The organism is Streptomyces sp. NPDC003393 (genome assembly GCF_053589015.1).
Map to the genome: position 1 here is coordinate 43,522 of NZ_JBSFRB010000013.1, position 15,753 is coordinate 59,274.

Below are 15,753 nucleotides of genomic sequence, written 5' to 3' on the forward strand. Positions count from 1 at the left end.
GCACGGCCACCTACGTATCCGAGGAGCCATCCGCATGACCGCACGCGACCGTGCCGGAAGCACCGGAACAACCGGCAGAACAGGCCGAACCGGCGGACCCCGCCGCCCGCTCACCGTCGCCGCGGCAACCGCCGCGCTGGCCGCCACCGCGTTCGCCGGCGCCCCCGCCCAGGCCGCGGCGCCGGCGCACACGGCGCCGCCCGTCTCCCTGTACACCCCGGCCGCGAACCCGGACGCCGACCGGCAGATTCTGGACCTGGTGCGGCACCGGCAGCTCAAGGACGCGGCCGGCGTGCTGGCCATGACGCTGACCCCCCAGGCCGTGTGGTACGGCGACGGCACACCCGACGAGGTGCGGGCGTCGGTGCACAGGACGGTCGCGAACGCGGCCCGGCACCACGCGCTGCCGGTCCTCGCGCTCTACAACATCCCGGGCCGGGACTGCGCCCAGTACTCCGCCGGCGGCGCCGCCGACACCCCGCAGTACAAGGCGTGGATCGACGCCGTGCGCGCGGGCATCGGCAACCTGCCCGCCACCGTCATTCTGGAGCCGGACTCGCTCGCGCTGCTGCCCTCGGACTGCGGCCAGGACGACGCGCAGGGCAGCAGGACCACCGAGCGCTACACGGAGATCCACTACGCGGTGGACGCCCTGGAACCGCTGGCCGGGACCAAGGTCTACCTGGACGCCGGGCACAGCGGCTGGCACAGCGTCAACGACATCGTGCCCCGCCTGGTCGCCGGCGGCATCGACGACGCCACCGGCTTCTTCCTCAACATCTCCAACTACCGCTCGGACAGCGAACTGGCCTGGTACGGCAAGCTGATCTCGTCGTGCCTGAGCCACGTGTCGGCAGGCGGGTCGGCGGCCGACTGCCCCAACCAGTGGTGGCCGGTGAACGACGCCCAGGCGTGGCTGGACGCCAATGTGCACGCGGCGCCGTCCGCCATGAAGCACTTCGTCACCGACACCAGCCGCAATGGCCAGGGCCCGTGGACCCCGCCGGCCGGTGTCTACTCCGACCCGCAGGACTGGTGCAACCCGCCCGGCCGCGGCGCCGGCGCCCGGCCCACTCTCAGGACGGGGGACCCGCTGGCCGATGCCAAGCTGTGGGTGAAGATCCCCGGCGAGTCGGACGGGCAGTGCACACGCGGCACGGCGGGCCCCGACGACCCCGAGCGCGGCTACCAGGACCCGGCAGCCGGCCAGTGGTTCCCCCAGCAGGCCCTGGAACTGGTCCACAACGCCAACCCCCCACTGCTGCGCCGACCGTGACCGGTGGACGACGCCGCCACGTGCCTGGTGACGGACGGCACCGGGCACACCGGAGCGCCGTGCCGCCGCCTGTGCCACATGCTCGAGGGGCCGCCGAGCGGGAGTCTCAACAAGACGCGCCGGGCACGTGCCGTACGGCCAGCAGGGCCACGTCGTCGTCGTTGTCCGGAGGGCGGGCCCGCTCCAGCACCTGATCCGCGAAGGTCTCCAGGGGGCGGTGGGCCAACGACGCGGCGTGCCGGCGCAGGCGGCCCAGACCTTCGTCCAGGCCGTGGTGCGGGGACTCGATCAGGCCGTCGGTGTAGAGGAGCAGGGTTGCCCCGGGGGGCAGCTCCACCACGGCGTCGGGACGGACCTGTTCGGGCATGACGCCCAGCAGGACCCCGTGGCCGTCGGTCAGATAGCGGGCCACGCCCTCGTGGGTGACCAGCAGCGGAGGCGGATGGCCGGCGTTGGTCCAGGAGAGCTCGCACCGGCCGGCACCGTTCTTGGCCATGCGGAAGAAGACCAGTGTGGCCATGGAGACCTCCGCGATGTCTCCGATCGCCTGGTCGAGCCATTCCACGATCTTGCTCGGCGGTCTCTGCTGGGACTGCGCATATGCGCGGAGCATGTTGCGCAGCTGGGACATGCCGGCCGCCGCGTCGAGGTCGTGCCCGACGACGTCGCCGATGGCGAGCGCGGTGGCGCCGTCCGGCAGGGTGAACGCGTCGTACCAGTCGCCGCCGACCTGGGAGGCGTCCGGAGCGGGCAGGTAGCGTGCGGTCATGTGGTAGCCGAAGGTGCGCGGGAGCTTCGGCAGCAGATGGCGCTGCATGGTCTCGGCGACCGCGCGCTGACGCTGGTAGAGACGGGCGTTCTCCAGGGCGAGGCCGGTGCGGCGCGCGATGTCCTCCAGCAGGGCGGCATCGGCCGCGGTGAACCGTTCGGGCTGGTCGGCGCGGCCGAGGGTGAGGGCCCCCAGCATGTCGTGCAGGCTGCGGATGGGGACCACGACGGCCGAATGCATGCCGGTCGCCTCGAACAGCTGCCGCTGCTCCACCGCGATGCCGGAGTCGGGCGGCCCCTGGTAGGTGTCGGGACCGGCGAAAGAGGATGCCACGCCGCGCAGAGCACGCGAAAGGGGCATCGGGGAGTCCTGCGGCACCGGCGGCATGGGCCCCTCGAGGTCCTGCCGGAACGCCACGGTGCCGCCCTCGGCGTGGGCGACGGCCCAGCGGCACACGTCGTCCTGTTCGCTGAGCAGATCGATGACGACCCAGTCGGCGAGGCGGGGGACGACCAGGTCGATCAGGCGGCGCAGCGCCTCGCGGACGTCCAGGGTGGAGGTGAGAAGGGTGGTCGTCTCGGCGAGCAGCGCCAGCCGTTCCAGCTCCGAGAGACGTCCGCCGGACGGCAGGCTCTCGGCCGGCCCGGGGCGCCCGGCGGAGCCGAAGAGAACGACCGTGGCCGACGGACCGCGTCCGGCCGGGACGTCCGGGCTCCGCGACGCCTCCGGTGGCGGGTCTGCCGTGGCGTCCTCATCGATGTCGCAGGGAACGGTCTGCCAAGTCACCTGGAGCAGCGTGCCGTCGCCGCGCTCGAACCAGGCGTCGTCACCCCGCTGCGATCGGCCACAGAGCATGCCCTCGCGGAGCCGGCACTGGGCCCTCGGCACGGGTCGCCCACGGTTGTCGCGATGCAGCAGGTCGTGGGCGTCCTGGCCGACGAGGTCCGAGGCGGAACGGGCCAGGAGCCGTGCGCCGCACCCGTTCACGGCGACGATCATGCCCCGATCGTCCACCAGGTAGGCACCCGTACCCAGTGTCTCCAGGGCCCTGGCGACCAGTTCCTGCGGACCTCCCGAGCCCGCCATGGCGTGCCTCCCGTCTCACGAAGAGAGCACCTCGGCAGTTCCTCTGCTGCCTTCAAGCTTCCCTCGCGAGCATGGGCGATGCCCGCGAGAGGGGCCGCCGCGTTCCTGGCCGGCGCTCGGCACGGCGTCCGATGCCGAACCCGTCCCGCCTCCACGACGAGCCTCCCGGCCACCACCATCGCTCCGAACCCGGTCCGGGCGCGACCGCTGCTGCTGCATCGGCATCACCGACGCCACCGGGTCGGGGGACCGCACCACCGGCCGACAGGCCGGTCACACCGGATCGGTGTGACCATCGCCCAAGGACGACATGGCGACTTCGCGCCGTCACCACACCTGGCAGGAGGACCGATCGATGAGCCTCACCCTCAAGCGTCTGCTCGGCGTCACCGCGGCGGTGACCACGGGCGCGGCGGCCCTGTTCGGCACCGGCGCCGGCACCGCCGGAGCCTACGGCGGCGCGCACTGCGAACGCGCCGAACAGGACATATGGAGCGACGGGCCGAGCCGCAACCTGACCGCCCACCGCTGCAGCATTCCCTCTTCCGGGCAGCGCTGGTACACCGTCCACATCGACACCCTCGTGCAGAGGCACTACGCGGGAGACACGCTGGACGGACGGATCGACCGGAGCCGGACCCGCCACAACGCGACCATCCGGTGCCTGGGCCACCTCTCCGGAAACGGCTCGGTGAACTGGTTCGGATGCCCACCCGTCTGACACGCACGTCCAGCGCAGGTCCTCGCGGCGGGCCGGGCCGCGCGCCGGCTCGGCAGAGCTGAACGAGCGGCCCTGGCCGGGTCCGGCAGCGCGACGGCGACGCGGCCTCCGCGCTCCACGGCCGCGACGAGGACCCGCACGCGTTCACCAGCTGATGGAGGCCGCGACCGGCAGGTGGTCGCTGCCGGTGGCCGGCAGCACCCAGGAGTTCTCGGGCGTCACGCCCCGGACCAGGATCTGGTCGATCCGCGCCACCGGGAACGTCGCCGGCCAGGTGAAGCCGAAACCCTTCCCGGCCTCGTTCTGGGCCGAGCGCATCCGCGAGGTGATGCCGGCGAACGCGCGGTCCTCCATGGTGCCGTTCAGATCGCCGAGCAGCACCACCCGCTGGTTCCGCTCGGCCGCGACGGCCTCGCCGAGTGCCTCGGCACCGCGGTCCCGGCTCTCCGTCCAGAAGCCGGTCCGGGGGAACACGCGCACCGATCCCAGGTGGGCCACGTACACGGCCAGCGGGCCCTTGTCCGTGGCGACCGTGGTGCGCAGCGCGCGGGCATAGGTCATCTTGACGGCGACCGGCTTGGTGTCCGCCAGCGGCCCGTAGTCCGTCTTGATGTCGACCGGTCGGGTGTCCGACAGCGGCAGCCTGCTCCACAAGCCGACCGTACCCAGCACCGTGTGGTACGGGTACGCGTTGGCCAGCGCCTTCTCGTAGGTGCCCCGGGCCTGCTCGGTCAGTTCCACCAGGGCCAGCACGTCCGCGCCGGAGCCGGCCAGGTCGCGGGCGGTGCCGGCCGGATCGGCGTTGGCGCCGCCGACGTTGTGCTCGGCCACGGTGAGGTCGCCGCCCGGGTGGGTCTTGTCCCCGAGCAGGGCGCCGAAGAGGTTCAGCCAGACCACGGCCGGCAGCAGCAGCGCGAACACCGCGGAGGCGGCGCGACGCCACAGCGCTCCGGCCAGCAGCACGGGGATGAACAGCCCGAACCACGGCAGGAAGGTCTCCACCAGGCTGCCGAGACCCCCGCGGTCGGTGATCCGCGCGTGCAGCAGCATGAGCAGACCCAGCAGCAACGCCAGCGAGGCGAGCATCGGGCCGCGCTTCCAGGGGTCCGGCCGGGAGACGGCGGACATCGCCCTGCGGATGCCCGCGCGCCAGGCCCCGGTAGGGCCGCCCCGGTGCGTGCCCGCGCGCCCGGCAGCGGCGGCGGTGCCGGCATCCCGGGGGCCTGCGCCGTCCTGCCCGGTCTCCGCCGTGTCGGCCTGGACGGCCGTCACTCCTGGCTCGTTGCCGGTCACTGGTCCGCCCTCAGGTCCCGGGCCGGGCCGGCATACGTGTCCGGGGAGCCGTGAACGATCGCCGTCGGGTCGACGGCACGGAGCCGGCGGGCCCGGTGGGCCGCCATCGGTGCTGAGGGTGTGGTCTGGTGCATGCGGCCAGTGAAGGCGGCGCGGTGTTGCCTACGCGTATGCATTTTTCGATACACCGGCGATATGTGCCCGCTTGTAGCATCACGTACATGCGTGTGTTGATCGTCGAGGACGAACCCTATATGGCGGAAGCGATACGGGACGGGCTGCGCCTGGAGGCGATCGCGGCCGACATCGCGGGTGACGGCAACACCGCTTGGGAACTACTGAGCGTGAACACATACGACATAGCCGTTCTCGACCGTGACATTCCCGGACCCACCGGCGATGAGATCGCCGAACGCATCGTCGCCTCCGGAAGCGGCATGCCGATCCTGATGCTCACCGCGGCCGACCGTCTCGACGACAAGGCGTCCGGTTTCGGACTCGGCGCCGACGACTACCTCACGAAGCCTTTCGAACTCCAGGAACTCGCACTCCGGCTCAGAGCACTCGACCGCAGACGTGCCCACAGCAGGCCGCCCGTGCGGGAGATCGCAGGGCTGCGGCTGGACCCGTTCCGCCGCGAGGTCCACCGCGACGGCCGGTACGTCCCACTGACCCGCAAGCAGTTCGCCGTGCTTGAGGTCCTTGTCGCCGCCGAAGGCGGTGTCGTCAGTGCCGAGGAACTCCTGGAACGCGCCTGGGACGAGAACGCCGACCCCTTCACCAACGCCGTGCGCATCACCGTATCGGCACTGCGGAAGCGTCTCGGCGAACCCTGGATCATCGCCACCGTGCCGGGCGCCGGGTACCGCATCGACACTCGACCGGAGGCCGTGGACGAGCCGCGGTTCGAAGACCGGGGAGCATGACCGTGGACAGGGCGCCCGGGGTGAGCGTTCGCCTCAAACTCACCCTCAGCTACGCCGGATTCCTCATGCTGGCCGGAGTCATGCTGCTGGCGGCGGTGTGGGCGTTCCTCCTGCGTTATGTTCCCGATCGCGCGATGCTCATCAACCCCGATGACAAACTCGACGGAGTCTTTCCGGTCCGGTCCGTCCTCCTGGAGATCTTCGCTCCGCGGGCGGCCGCGGTCGTGGCGTTCCTGCTGGTCTTCGGTCTCCTGGGAGGCTGGATCCTGGCGGGCCGCATGCTCGCCCCCCTGACCCGCGTCACCAACGCCACACGCATGGCCGCGAACGGAACGCTCGCCCACCGCATACGGCTCCCGGGCCGCAAGGACGAGTTCCGCGAACTCGCCGACGCCTTCGACACGATGCTCGCCCGGCTCGAGGCGCACGTCGCCGAACAGCGGAGATTCGCGGCCAACGCCTCTCACGAGTTGCGCACTCCGCTTGCGGTCTCGAAGACGCTTCTCGACGTGGCCCGCGCCGATCCGAGCCGGGTCGACGGCGAACTCATCGACCGCCTGCACGCCGTCAACTCCCGGGCGATCGACCTCACCGAGGCACTGCTCCTGCTCAGCCGCGCCGACCAGCGGTCCTTCGCACGAGAACCCGTCGACCTCTCCCTCGTGGCGGAAGAAGCCGCCGAGACACTCCTCCCGCTCGCGGAGAAACGCGGCGTCACCATCGAGACCAGCGGCGACGTCACCGCCACGGTCGGATCGCGGGCGCTCCTGCTGCAACTGGCCATGAACATCGTGCACAACGCGATCGTCCACAACGTGCCCGAACAGGGCACCGTGCGGGTCAGCACCGGTGTTCGCGGCACAACCGTGTTCCTCACGGTCGAGAACACCGGCGAGACGCTCACCCCGGAACGGGTCTCGACACTCACCGAACCGTTCCAGCGCGGCACCGAGCGCGTGCACACCGACCATGCGGGTGTCGGGCTCGGCCTGACCATCGTCCAGACCATCACCCGCGCACACGACGGACAACTCACCCTCACCGCGCGTCCCGCGGGAGGGTTGCGCATCACCGTGGAACTGCCGGCGACGGTCCCGCCCACCGACGAATGACGAATGCCCACCAGCGCCCGCCGTCCCGTACCCCGGACGCACGGGTGAGGCACGAGCCCGGAACGTGAGGCACCGACCCGGAACGGCCTCGTCCTGCTCGCAGCCGTGGACCGTGGGTTTCGTCCTGGAGAATCCGAACCTCACGGTCACGCAGTGGTGACCGGGCCCGAGAGGGGCCCCGTGAGGTAGTGCTGGAGGACGGGTCCGACGGCCGCGGCCAGGGTCTGGGAACTGCTGGACGCCAGCGGTTCCACGCCCACGATGTGCCGGGCCGTCATCAGGCCCACGATCTGGGAGCCCGCCAGCGCGGCGCGCAGCCGGGCGTCGGGTGAGCCGATGCCTTCCGCCAGGGGCAGCAGCAGGGCCTCGGTGACGCGTTCGCGGATCTGGCGGGCGGCCAGTTCCTCGGAGGCGGCCGCACGGATCAGCCCGGTGATCTTCTGCTGCCCCTCGGCCGTCTCCGTCTGGCCCAGGACGCGTGCGGCCAGCCGGTGACCGATGCTCTCGCGCGGCCCGCCCAGCAACTCGGCGAGCAGTGGCTCGGGCTCCAGGGGCAGGGGGGCGGCCTCGGCGAACAGCCGCCGCTTGGGCCCGAAGTAGTGGGACACCAACGCCACGTCGGCGCCGGCGTCGGCCGCGATGCCGCGCAGCGTCGTGCGGTCGTGGCCGAGATCGGCGAAATGGCGGCGGGCGGTCCGGAGGATGGCCTCCCGAGTGCCGCTGTCGCCGGGGCGCCGTCCGGTGCGGGACGGAGGAGTCATGCGGGGCCTCCTGGCGGGTTCGGACGGTTGACAGCAGGAAATTCATCTGTCCGGTGCTCGCGGCGCGACCGCGCGGAGCAACGGGCGCCGACGGCGTCCCGCCGGGCCGGCCGGGCGGAGAAGGCCGACCGGACCGACGGGACACGGCCTTGCGGACCCCCGCGCGCATCAGCGACCGGGCGGCTCGGCCGCGCCGCTGCCGCTCGGTCCGCCTCGGTGAGCGCACCGCCCGGCTCGCGGTGCGGGCGGCCGACGCCCCCGCCCCGAGCGGCCCACCAGTGCCCCGAGCAGCGCAGCCTTCCGGGAACGGGTGACAGCGATGGGCCGGGGTACCCACGACCTGTGACCCAGGAGTGAGGAGGACCCATGGGGATGATCAGCAAGACGGCAGTACAGGCCGTGGCGACCAAGCCGCTGCCGACCGCGAAGGCCGCGGCGAAGGCCGGGCAGGCCGCCGCGAGAGCCGGGAAGGCTGCTCCCGCGTGGCCCCTGGCGGTCGCACGAGAACTGGGCCGCGAGGATGCCGTCGAGGTGCTCACCCGGCAGCACCGGCAGATCAGGCTCGGCTTCCTGCGCGCCGCGTTGCCGGGCCCGCTCCGCCGCCGGAACTTCGAGCGGCTGATGCGCCTGCTGGCCGTGCACGAAGCCGCCGAGGAGGCACACGTGCACCCGGTCGCCCGCCGAGCGCTGCAACACGGCCGCGAACTGGCCGCCCGCCGCCGACACGAGGAGAAGGAGGCGAAGCGGTTGCTGGTGGCTCTGTGGCACACCGGGCCGAACGGCCGCGGGTACCTGCGGCGGCTGAACGAGGCCCGCCGCGCGGTCTCCCGGCATGCGGCGCGGGAGGAACGGGAGGAGTTCGCCGCTCTGCGCACGGCCCTGAGCGCGTCCCGGCTGCGGATGCTGGGCGCCGAGGTCAAGCTCACGCAGGCGTACGCGCCGACCCGGCCGCACCGCTGGGTCAACAACGAGGCCACGAACAAGCTGGCCGCGCCCCTCCTCGGCCCCTTCGACCGAGCCCGTGACGCCGTCCGCCACCGCGTGGCCTCCTGACGGTCGCAGGATCGGACGCTGCCGCAGGCCGGCCGGCGTTCCGTCCCCCAGTGACCGCACGGGGCCGAACCAACCTGTCCGTCGCGGCACTCGCCTCTCGCCGCGCTGCCCGAGAGCGGCCACTGCCGCCGACAGGCTCGTGTCGCACGAGCCGGTGTGTGCCGAGGCGGACCCTGACACCTGAGTGTGGGGCGCCGTGCTGAGTGTTCCGCTGGCCGTGCTGGCCGCGATCGCCAACGCCCTGGCCTCCGTGCTGCAGCGCAAGGCCGCGCGGGAGCGCCCGGAGAGCGAGAGCCTCAACTGGCGGCTGGTGTGGAGCCTGCTGCACCGGCCGATATGGTTCGGCGGCGTCGCCGCGATCATCGCCGGCTTTCTGCTGCAGGCCGTGGCGCTGGGCAACGGCCAGTTGTCGGTGGTGCAGCCGGTTCTCCTCCTGGAGCTGCCGGCCACTCTCGTGCTGGCGTCGCTGGTCTTCGGCAGCCACCTCGGTGTCCGGGAGTGGACGGCATCGGTGGCGATGATCGCCGGCTTGGCGGGGCTGTTGTACTTCCTCTCCCCGGCTCACGGTTCCACGGCCCACGCCACCGCGCTCATGTGGGCGCTCGCATCCGGGCTGAACGTGCTGGTGGTCGGTGCTGTGGTGGCATGGGCCCGCCTCACCGGCGTCGGCGCCCGCAAGGCGGCGCTGCTCGGCGTGGCGACCGGCTGCGCTTTCGGCTTCACCGCCGCGCTGATCAAGGGCGTGACCGTGGAGTTCACCCACGGACTGGATGCCGTGTTCACCAACTGGCAGCTCTACGGGATGATCGTGGCCGGAGCCGGAGCGATGTTCCTGCTGCAGTCCGCGATGCGGGCGGGTCGCCTGCTGGCCAGCCAGCCCGCACTCACGTTGTCCGACCCGGTCGTCGCGATCCTCTGGGGCGTCCTCGTCTTCGGCGAAGCCGTCCGTGGCGGCCTCTACATCGTTCTGTCGGTCGTGGCGGCCGGCGTGGTGGCCGCCGCCGTCGTGGTCCTGACGCGTTCCCCGCTTCTTGCCGGTCAGGCCGGGCAGCAGGAACAGCAGGACGCCGGGGCCGGTCCGGAGGCGGAGCCGTGAGGCCCGGTCCTGGGCTCACGGGGCCTGGTGGCGATGCGCACCTACCCCGCGACGGAGCCACCGCCAACGCGCCGGTACGGGCCGTCGGCCACCGTCCGCACCGACAGGCGGCCGCAACGCACAGCGGTGGCGGGCCGACCCGTAGGTGGCCCGCCACCGAAGGGCTGCCTCGCGCCGGCCGCTACCGGCGGCCCCTCGACGCGCTTTCTCACGGCCACTGCTCGAGCCGCGGCTGCTCCGCCACGCTGCGGCGTGCGCGCCGTGCACGCGGACCGTACGGCAGCTCCCGGTCCTATCGAAGCGGCTTGCGCGCGACGCCGATGGTGAGGCCCATGGCGATCAGTCCCAGCAGTGCGATGACGCCGCCGGTCCAGCAGTTGTTCCAGATGATGCCGGCCCGTGCGCCGTGGGTTGCGGTGACGACCCACGGAGAGATCACCAGCCAGATGCCCAGCGGTGCGACGGCCCACGCCACGCGGAACATCCGCTCCGGGGCGAGGGCCATGCCCAGTCCCATCAGGCCGACAGCGATGCCGACGATCAGGTTGTTGACCGTGATGTCCGACTGCCCCGAGAAGTGCACCACCCACGGCGAGATCGCTGCGTACACACCTGCCAGAAGGATCAGCCCTTCGACGGCGATCACCCTGCCGCTGGACGCCGTACGCTCCAGCCGCTCGCGCATTTCCGCCATCTCCGGGTGTGCGGTCATGCCGGAGGCGTGCTGCTGATACGACATTGCTGTCATCTCCTCTCCATGGAGATGCATATGTTCTCTTTATGCCGATTATCCGTTATCGGGCCGTTGACTCAGCCTTCCGTGACCCTTCCATGTGACGTGCATCACTGGCAGGGGTCTGACGTCATCGCGGACCTGTCGCCGACCTCCTCGCGGTCGGGTCAGGCCAGGTCCGAGCCGCGCAGCAGGAGTTGCGCCACCGCGATGCCGGCCACCGCGATCGCCGACCGGAACGGCCACCGGCTGTGGGCCACGGACGGCAGAGCCGTACCGGCGATCGAGATGATCCCGGCCGCCGCCGCCAGGACCCAGTCCGAGATCGCCACCGCCCCGGACGGTCCGGCGGCCAGCACCCCCACGGCCGTCAGCATCACGAAGGGGGCCAGCCAACGGCAGGCCGGACGGCCCAGGCGTTGCGGCAGCCCTCGCACACCGGTCGCGAGGTCGGCCTCGATGTCCGGCAGCACGTTGACCACGTGCGCGCCCACACCCAGCAGCGCTCCCGCCGCCACCGCCCACCAGGCGGGCCCGGAAGGTGACGGCGGACCGAGGGTCACGAAGGCCGGCAGCGAGCCGAAGCCCACGGCATAGGGCAGCGGCGAGAGCACTGTGCGCTTCAGGCCGAGGTTGTAGACCCATCCGGCGGCCACCATGCCCGCCAGGTGAGCCGTCGCCGCGGCGGCACCGCTCAGCAGTGACAGGGGGACGCACAGGGCCAGGGCTGTCCCCGCCGCGGCCGCCGCCGCGCGGGGCGGAAGCTCTCCGGTGGCCGCCGGCTTGTCACGTCGTCCGCAGGCCGTGTCACGCTGTGCGTCGGCGGCGTCGTTGCACCAGCCGATGGAGAGCTGACCGGCCAGCACTGCCGCGGCGACGGCCGCCGACCCCGCCGCCCCGCGGCCCGCCGCGACGGCCAGGGCGGTCACGAACACCGTCACGGCGACCGCCGGCTCCAGATGGCAGGAACGCAGCAGCGCCGGGAGACGGGTGGTGGTGCGGGCGAGAACACCAGATGGGTGGAGAGACACCTCTGCACGGTAATGGGGCGTCCAGGACGAGGAAGGCATGAGCGACATGCGTGTTCCTGTGATCGTCGACCGTGTCCCTTCCACACCGCCCGCCGCGCCGTGCCGGGCGGCCGTGCCCGCCGCGGCGACCACGGTCGCCGCCGTACACACGGCGCTGCCGCCCTACCGTTACGCGCAGGACGAGCTCACCGAGGCGATCGGTGACCTGTGCCTGGCCCCGGGCGCGGACCGCGCCCTGCTGCGCCGCCTGCACGCCTCCGCGGGTGTGCGCACGCGTCATCTCGCCCTGCCGATCGATCGCTACTCCGCTCTCGGTGACTTCGGACAGAGCAATGACGCCTGGCTGGCGGTGGGCCTGGAACTGGGCGAGGAAGCCCTCGCCGGCGCGTTGAAGGAGGCGGAGCTGGTGCCTGCCGATGTCGACCTGTTGGTGTGTGCCTCCGTCACCGGCGTGGCCGCCCCGTCGCTCGACGCTCGGCTGGCCGGACGCATGGGGCTGCGGCCCGACGTCAAGAGGCTTCCGGTGTTCGGCCTGGGCTGCGTGGCGGGCGCCGCCGGCCTCGCCCGGGTGCACGACTATCTGCGCGGGCATCCCGACGACACCGCTGTGCTGCTCACGGTCGAACTGTGCTCGCTGACGCTGCAGCAGGGCGACGACTCCCGCGCCAACCTCGTCGCGGGCGCCCTGTTCGGGGACGGCGCGGCGGCACTCGTCGCACGCGGTGATCGCGGTGGCCGCACCCCCGGCGGCGGCGAGGCACGCGGGACGGCCGGGCCCTCGGTGGTCGCCACGCGCAGCCACCTGTACCCGGACACCGAACGGCTCCTGGGGTGGGACGTCGGTGCCGACGGGTTCCGCGTGGTGATCGACGCCGGTGTCCCCGGTGTCGTACGGAACCACTTCGGGCGGCACGTGCGGGCCTTCCTGGCCGAGCACGGCCTCACCACCGACGACATCGGGACCTGGGTGTGCCATCCGGGAGGTCCCAGGATCCTCTCCGCCGTGGCCGACAGTCTCGGCCTGCACATCGATGCCCTCGACCAAGCGCGGTCCTCACTGGCGACAGCGGGGAACATGTCCTCCGTCTCCGTCCTGCACATCCTGCAGACCATCCGGGAATCCCGGCGTCCCGCCCCCGGCACCTGGGGGCTGCTGCTCGCGCTGGGACCGGGACTCTGCTCCGAACTCGTCCTGCTGCACTGGTGAGTGATCCTCATGCCCTGGTACGCGCTTGTCGTCGTCGCCGTCGCGGCCGAACGCGTCGCCGAACTCCTCGTCGCCCGGCGCAACGCGGCCTGGACCCGAGTTCGCGCCGGTGTGGAGCACGGCCGGGGCCACTACCCGGTCATGGTCGCCCTGCACACCGGCCTGCTGGCCTGCTGTCTGCTCGAACCCCTGCTCGCCGCCCGGCCGTTCCTGCCCGCCCTGGGCTGGCCCATGCTGGGGCTCGCCGTGTCGGCCCAAACCCTGCGGTGGTGGTGCATCACCACACTCGGACCGTACTGGAACACCCGGGTCATCGTCGTCCCGGGAGCACGCCTGGTCGGCGCCGGCCCCTACCGCTTCCTGCGTCATCCCAACTACGTCGCGGTCGTCGTGGAGGTCGCCGCCCTGCCCCTGGTGCACTCCGCGTGGCTGACCGCCACGGTGTTCACCGTCGCCAACGCGATGCTGCTCACCGTCCGTGTCCGCTGCGAGAACACGGCACTCGGCGAGAACAGGGCCCGCTGCGAGGACACGGCCCTCGCCCGGGCGGAGCCGGCGTGAGCACCGGCCCCGACCTACTGATCGTCGGAGGCGGGCCCGCCGGCCTCGCGACCGCCCTCCACGCCGCGCGCGCCGGACTCGACACCGTCATCGCCGAGCCGCGTCAGGCGCCCGTCGACAAGGCGTGCGGTGAGGGCCTGATGCCCGGAGCCGTTGCCGCCCTCACCCGGTTGGGCCTGGACGTCCCGGGTCACCCCATCACCGGCATCCGCTACGTCCAGGGACTTCGCCAGGTCCAGGCCGCGTTCCGGCACGGACCCGGCCTCGGCGTGCGCCGCACCGACCTTCACAACGTCCTGCACCGAGCGGTGCTGGACGCGGGGGTGCCCATCCTGCGCATGCGGGTGGAGGACGTGCGCCAGGACGCCACCGGCGTGACCGTCCCCGGCACCGGACTGCGCGCCCGATGGCTGGTCGCCGCCGACGGCCTCCACTCACCCGTGCGCCGCTCCCTCGGCCTGCAGATGCGCACCCGCGGGGTACCCCGGTACGGGCTGCGCCGGCATTACGCGGTGCCCCCCTGGTCGCCGTACGTCGAAGTGCACTGGGGACAGCACGCGGAGGCGTATGTCACCCCGCTCGGACCGGAACTGGTCGGCGTCGCCCTGCTCACGGCCCGGCGAGCCCCCTTCGCCACCCAGTTGGCGAGCTTCCGTGCGCTGGCGGCCCGCCTCCCGCAGGAAAGGGCCGTGACCGCGGTGCGGGGCGCCGGGCCGCTGCGCCAGAAGGCCCGCACCCGCACCCACGGGCGCGTCCTGCTGGTCGGTGACGCGGCCGGATACATCGACGCACTGACCGGTGAGGGCCTCTGCCTCGCCCTGACCGGCGCGGAAGCCCTGGTCGCCAACCTGAGCCGCGCCACACCGAGCCGTTACGAAACCGACTGGAGCCGAGCGACCCGGCGCCACCGGATCCTGACCGAGCTGCTGGTCGGAGCCCGTCAGCGGCCCGCACTCGCCGCCCGCATCGTGCCCACCGCCGCCTGCCTGCCGGGCCTGTTCACGGCAGTGGTGAACGCACTGGCCTGAAGCCTGCCGTCACCTTGCTTGCAAGGCGGCCCGGCGGGCCCCCACCACCCGTGGTCCGGTCGGGTTTCGGACGCCTCGGGCACCCTTGCTCGTTTCCCGGCATGCCGGTCAGGCGGTGGCGTCGCCGCCCACGGTCACCCGCTCGCCCGGGGCGCACCGCACCAGGCGCGCGTCGTGGCCGCGGCGCGCGGCCTCTGCCAGGAAGTCCTCGAGCGGGGAGCGGAAGACCGTGTAGTCGTCGTAGTGAACGGGCAGCGCCCGCCGCGGGCGCAGCAGGTCCAGCAGGTCGGCGCCCTGTTCGGCGTCCATGGTGACCACCAGGCCCCCGGGCAGGGTCGTGCCGCCCAGGTGCAGGACCGCCAGATGGATGTCCGGGCAGCGCTCCGCGATCCCGCGCAGGCCGTCGTACATCAGGGTGTCGCCCGAAAGGTAGAGCACCAGCCTGATCTCCCCCGAGCGGTCGCCGAACTCCAGCAGGCTGCCCATCACCGGCGGCAGCAGGACTCGCACGGGGCCGGGCGCGTGGCGGCCGGGCAGTGAGGTGATGCGTACGGAGGAGTCGCCGTGCCGCAGGGTGCGGCTCTGCCAGGTGCGCAGGCCGGTGGCGCGGCGGAAGCCGTACAGGCGCTTGAGCAGGAGGGCGCCGTGCGGCGTGGTCACGAACGGCAGGCCCCGGTCCAGCCCGCGCCGCGCCACCCGGTCGAAGTGGTCGCCGTGCAGATGGGAGAGCACCACGGCGTCCAGGTCCTCGTGGGGCAGTGCCGCCACGTCGACGGCCGGTTCGGTGAGCCGGCGCGAGACCAGCCCGTAGCCGAGGTGGGCGAACTGTCCGCGGTGGAGGAAGTTCGGATCGGTCAGCAGTGTCAGCTCTCCGTAGCGGATCAGCACGGTCGCATTGCCGATGAACAAGATCTCCGCGGTGCCTTCGGGCGGGGTGTGCTGCACGGCCGAATCCCCTCGTCGCTCATGAACCCCCACTGCCCCCCGAGTGATCGGCGGCCGCAGGTTCACACCCGGTCCGCGCGCCCCGGCCGAGGCCCGTCGTGATCGTTCCGGACGAGTCCGCACCAGGCGACGCGGCGGTCGCGGTCGGGACGGGT

16 protein-coding genes are annotated in these 15,753 nt (G+C 72.4%); 9 read left to right on the forward strand and 7 right to left on the reverse strand.

Annotation, left to right across the window (positions count from 1 at the left end):
* The first annotated feature begins 34 nt into the window (after positions 1-34).
* Complete coding sequence (locus ACWDUZ_RS15515; protein ID WP_451632324.1) at positions 35-1,276, forward strand: glycoside hydrolase family 6 protein; 1,242 nt, start codon at positions 35-37, stop codon at positions 1,274-1,276.
* A gap of 106 nt (positions 1,277-1,382) precedes the next feature.
* Here the strand turns inward: ACWDUZ_RS15515 and ACWDUZ_RS15520 are convergent, their stop codons facing one another.
* On the reverse strand, positions 1,383-3,131 hold the full coding sequence (locus tag ACWDUZ_RS15520) for a SpoIIE family protein phosphatase (protein ID WP_451632325.1): 1,749 nt from the start codon (positions 3,129-3,131) through the stop codon (positions 1,383-1,385).
* Between the two features lie 310 nt (positions 3,132-3,441).
* Here ACWDUZ_RS15520 and ACWDUZ_RS15525 point away from each other — a divergent pair, with 310 nt between their 5' ends.
* Positions 3,442-3,852 (forward strand): hypothetical protein, encoded by a 411-nt coding sequence (locus tag ACWDUZ_RS15525; RefSeq protein ID WP_451632326.1) that lies wholly within the window; start codon positions 3,442-3,444, stop codon positions 3,850-3,852.
* Positions 3,853-3,996: 144 nt separating this feature from the next.
* On the opposite strand, the gene ACWDUZ_RS15530 is transcribed toward ACWDUZ_RS15525, so the two are convergent.
* Positions 3,997-4,980 (reverse strand): endonuclease/exonuclease/phosphatase family protein, encoded by a 984-nt coding sequence (locus ACWDUZ_RS15530; protein ID WP_451632424.1) that lies wholly within the window; start codon positions 4,978-4,980, stop codon positions 3,997-3,999.
* Positions 4,981-5,141: 161 nt separating this feature from the next.
* Positions 5,142-5,279 carry a hypothetical protein gene (locus ACWDUZ_RS15535; RefSeq protein WP_451632327.1) on the reverse strand — a complete coding sequence of 46 codons (138 nt, stop codon included), beginning with the start codon at positions 5,277-5,279 and terminating at the stop codon, positions 5,142-5,144.
* Between the two features lie 87 nt (positions 5,280-5,366).
* Between ACWDUZ_RS15535 and vanR-Sc the strand changes: the two genes are divergently transcribed.
* Both vanR-Sc and ACWDUZ_RS15545 read left to right on the forward strand, forming a co-directional pair.
* Positions 5,367-6,071, forward strand: a complete 705-nt coding sequence (vanR-Sc, locus tag ACWDUZ_RS15540) for a VanSc-type vancomycin resistance response regulator transcription factor VanR (RefSeq protein WP_451632328.1) — start codon at positions 5,367-5,369, stop codon at positions 6,069-6,071.
* A complete protein-coding gene (locus ACWDUZ_RS15545) occupies positions 6,068-7,183 on the forward strand; it encodes a sensor histidine kinase (RefSeq protein WP_451632329.1) in 1,116 nt (371 codons plus the stop codon). Before vanR-Sc ends, ACWDUZ_RS15545 begins: the two co-directional genes overlap by 4 nt.
* Positions 7,184-7,329: 146 nt before the next feature.
* Here ACWDUZ_RS15545 and ACWDUZ_RS15550 read toward each other — a convergent pair whose 3' ends face one another.
* A complete protein-coding gene (locus ACWDUZ_RS15550) occupies positions 7,330-7,944 on the reverse strand; it encodes a TetR/AcrR family transcriptional regulator (RefSeq protein ID WP_451632330.1) in 615 nt (204 codons plus the stop codon).
* A gap of 366 nt (positions 7,945-8,310) precedes the next feature.
* Here ACWDUZ_RS15550 and ACWDUZ_RS15555 point away from each other — a divergent pair, with 366 nt between their 5' ends.
* Together ACWDUZ_RS15555 and ACWDUZ_RS15560 are read left to right on the forward strand one after the other, a co-directional pair.
* Positions 8,311-8,997, forward strand: a complete 687-nt coding sequence (locus tag ACWDUZ_RS15555; protein ID WP_451632331.1) for a hemerythrin domain-containing protein — start codon at positions 8,311-8,313, stop codon at positions 8,995-8,997.
* Positions 8,998-9,193: 196 nt separating this feature from the next.
* Entirely contained in the window at positions 9,194-10,093 is a 900-nt protein-coding gene (locus ACWDUZ_RS15560; RefSeq protein WP_451632332.1) for a DMT family transporter, read from the forward strand.
* Between the two features lie 292 nt (positions 10,094-10,385).
* Here the strand turns inward: ACWDUZ_RS15560 and ACWDUZ_RS15565 are convergent, their stop codons facing one another.
* Both ACWDUZ_RS15565 and ACWDUZ_RS15570 read right to left on the reverse strand, forming a co-directional pair.
* Positions 10,386-10,832, reverse strand: a complete 447-nt coding sequence (locus tag ACWDUZ_RS15565) for an SPW repeat protein (RefSeq protein ID WP_451632425.1) — start codon at positions 10,830-10,832, stop codon at positions 10,386-10,388.
* 161 nt (positions 10,833-10,993) lie between these two features.
* Positions 10,994-11,857 (reverse strand): UbiA family prenyltransferase, encoded by an 864-nt coding sequence (locus tag ACWDUZ_RS15570; RefSeq protein WP_451632333.1) that lies wholly within the window; start codon positions 11,855-11,857, stop codon positions 10,994-10,996.
* A gap of 46 nt (positions 11,858-11,903) precedes the next feature.
* Between ACWDUZ_RS15570 and ACWDUZ_RS15575 the strand changes: the two genes are divergently transcribed.
* Genes ACWDUZ_RS15575 through ACWDUZ_RS15585 form a run of 3 tightly spaced genes read left to right on the forward strand, consistent with a single transcriptional unit; the run spans position 11,904 to position 14,653 of the window.
* Positions 11,904-13,064, forward strand: a complete 1,161-nt coding sequence (locus ACWDUZ_RS15575; RefSeq protein WP_451632426.1) for a type III polyketide synthase — start codon at positions 11,904-11,906, stop codon at positions 13,062-13,064.
* Between the two features lie 9 nt (positions 13,065-13,073).
* Entirely contained in the window at positions 13,074-13,625 is a 552-nt protein-coding gene (locus tag ACWDUZ_RS15580) for an isoprenylcysteine carboxyl methyltransferase family protein (protein WP_451632334.1), read from the forward strand.
* The gene (locus tag ACWDUZ_RS15585; protein WP_451632335.1) at positions 13,622-14,653 is read left to right on the forward strand and encodes an NAD(P)/FAD-dependent oxidoreductase; all 1,032 of its coding nucleotides are present in this window, start codon (positions 13,622-13,624) and stop codon (positions 14,651-14,653) included. The genes ACWDUZ_RS15580 and ACWDUZ_RS15585 overlap by 4 nt, the downstream gene beginning before the upstream one ends.
* 108 nt (positions 14,654-14,761) lie before the next feature.
* Here ACWDUZ_RS15585 and ACWDUZ_RS15590 read toward each other — a convergent pair whose 3' ends face one another.
* Positions 14,762-15,598: an MBL fold metallo-hydrolase gene (locus tag ACWDUZ_RS15590; protein WP_451632336.1), complete on the reverse strand. Its 837-nt coding sequence runs from the start codon at positions 15,596-15,598 to the stop codon at positions 14,762-14,764.
* Between the last annotated feature and the right edge of the window lie 155 nt (positions 15,599-15,753).

Coding starts and splice junctions, on each gene's coding strand:
- ACWDUZ_RS15515 (WP_451632324.1), top strand. CDS start 35: ATGACCGCACGCGACCGTGCCGGAAGCACCGGAACAACCGGCAGAACA.
- ACWDUZ_RS15520 (WP_451632325.1), bottom strand. CDS start 3,131: ATGGCGGGCTCGGGAGGTCCGCAGGAACTGGTCGCCAGGGCCCTGGAG.
- ACWDUZ_RS15525 (WP_451632326.1), top strand. CDS start 3,442: ATGGCGACTTCGCGCCGTCACCACACCTGGCAGGAGGACCGATCGATG.
- ACWDUZ_RS15530 (WP_451632424.1), bottom strand. CDS start 4,980: ATGTCCGCCGTCTCCCGGCCGGACCCCTGGAAGCGCGGCCCGATGCTC.
- ACWDUZ_RS15535 (WP_451632327.1), bottom strand. CDS start 5,279: ATGCACCAGACCACACCCTCAGCACCGATGGCGGCCCACCGGGCCCGC.
- vanR-Sc (WP_451632328.1), top strand. CDS start 5,367: ATGCGTGTGTTGATCGTCGAGGACGAACCCTATATGGCGGAAGCGATA.
- ACWDUZ_RS15545 (WP_451632329.1), top strand. CDS start 6,068: ATGACCGTGGACAGGGCGCCCGGGGTGAGCGTTCGCCTCAAACTCACC.
- ACWDUZ_RS15550 (WP_451632330.1), bottom strand. CDS start 7,944: ATGACTCCTCCGTCCCGCACCGGACGGCGCCCCGGCGACAGCGGCACT.
- ACWDUZ_RS15555 (WP_451632331.1), top strand. CDS start 8,311: ATGGGGATGATCAGCAAGACGGCAGTACAGGCCGTGGCGACCAAGCCG.
- ACWDUZ_RS15565 (WP_451632425.1), bottom strand. CDS start 10,832: ATGTCGTATCAGCAGCACGCCTCCGGCATGACCGCACACCCGGAGATG.
- ACWDUZ_RS15575 (WP_451632426.1), top strand. CDS start 11,904: ATGCGTGTTCCTGTGATCGTCGACCGTGTCCCTTCCACACCGCCCGCC.
- ACWDUZ_RS15580 (WP_451632334.1), top strand. CDS start 13,074: ATGCCCTGGTACGCGCTTGTCGTCGTCGCCGTCGCGGCCGAACGCGTC.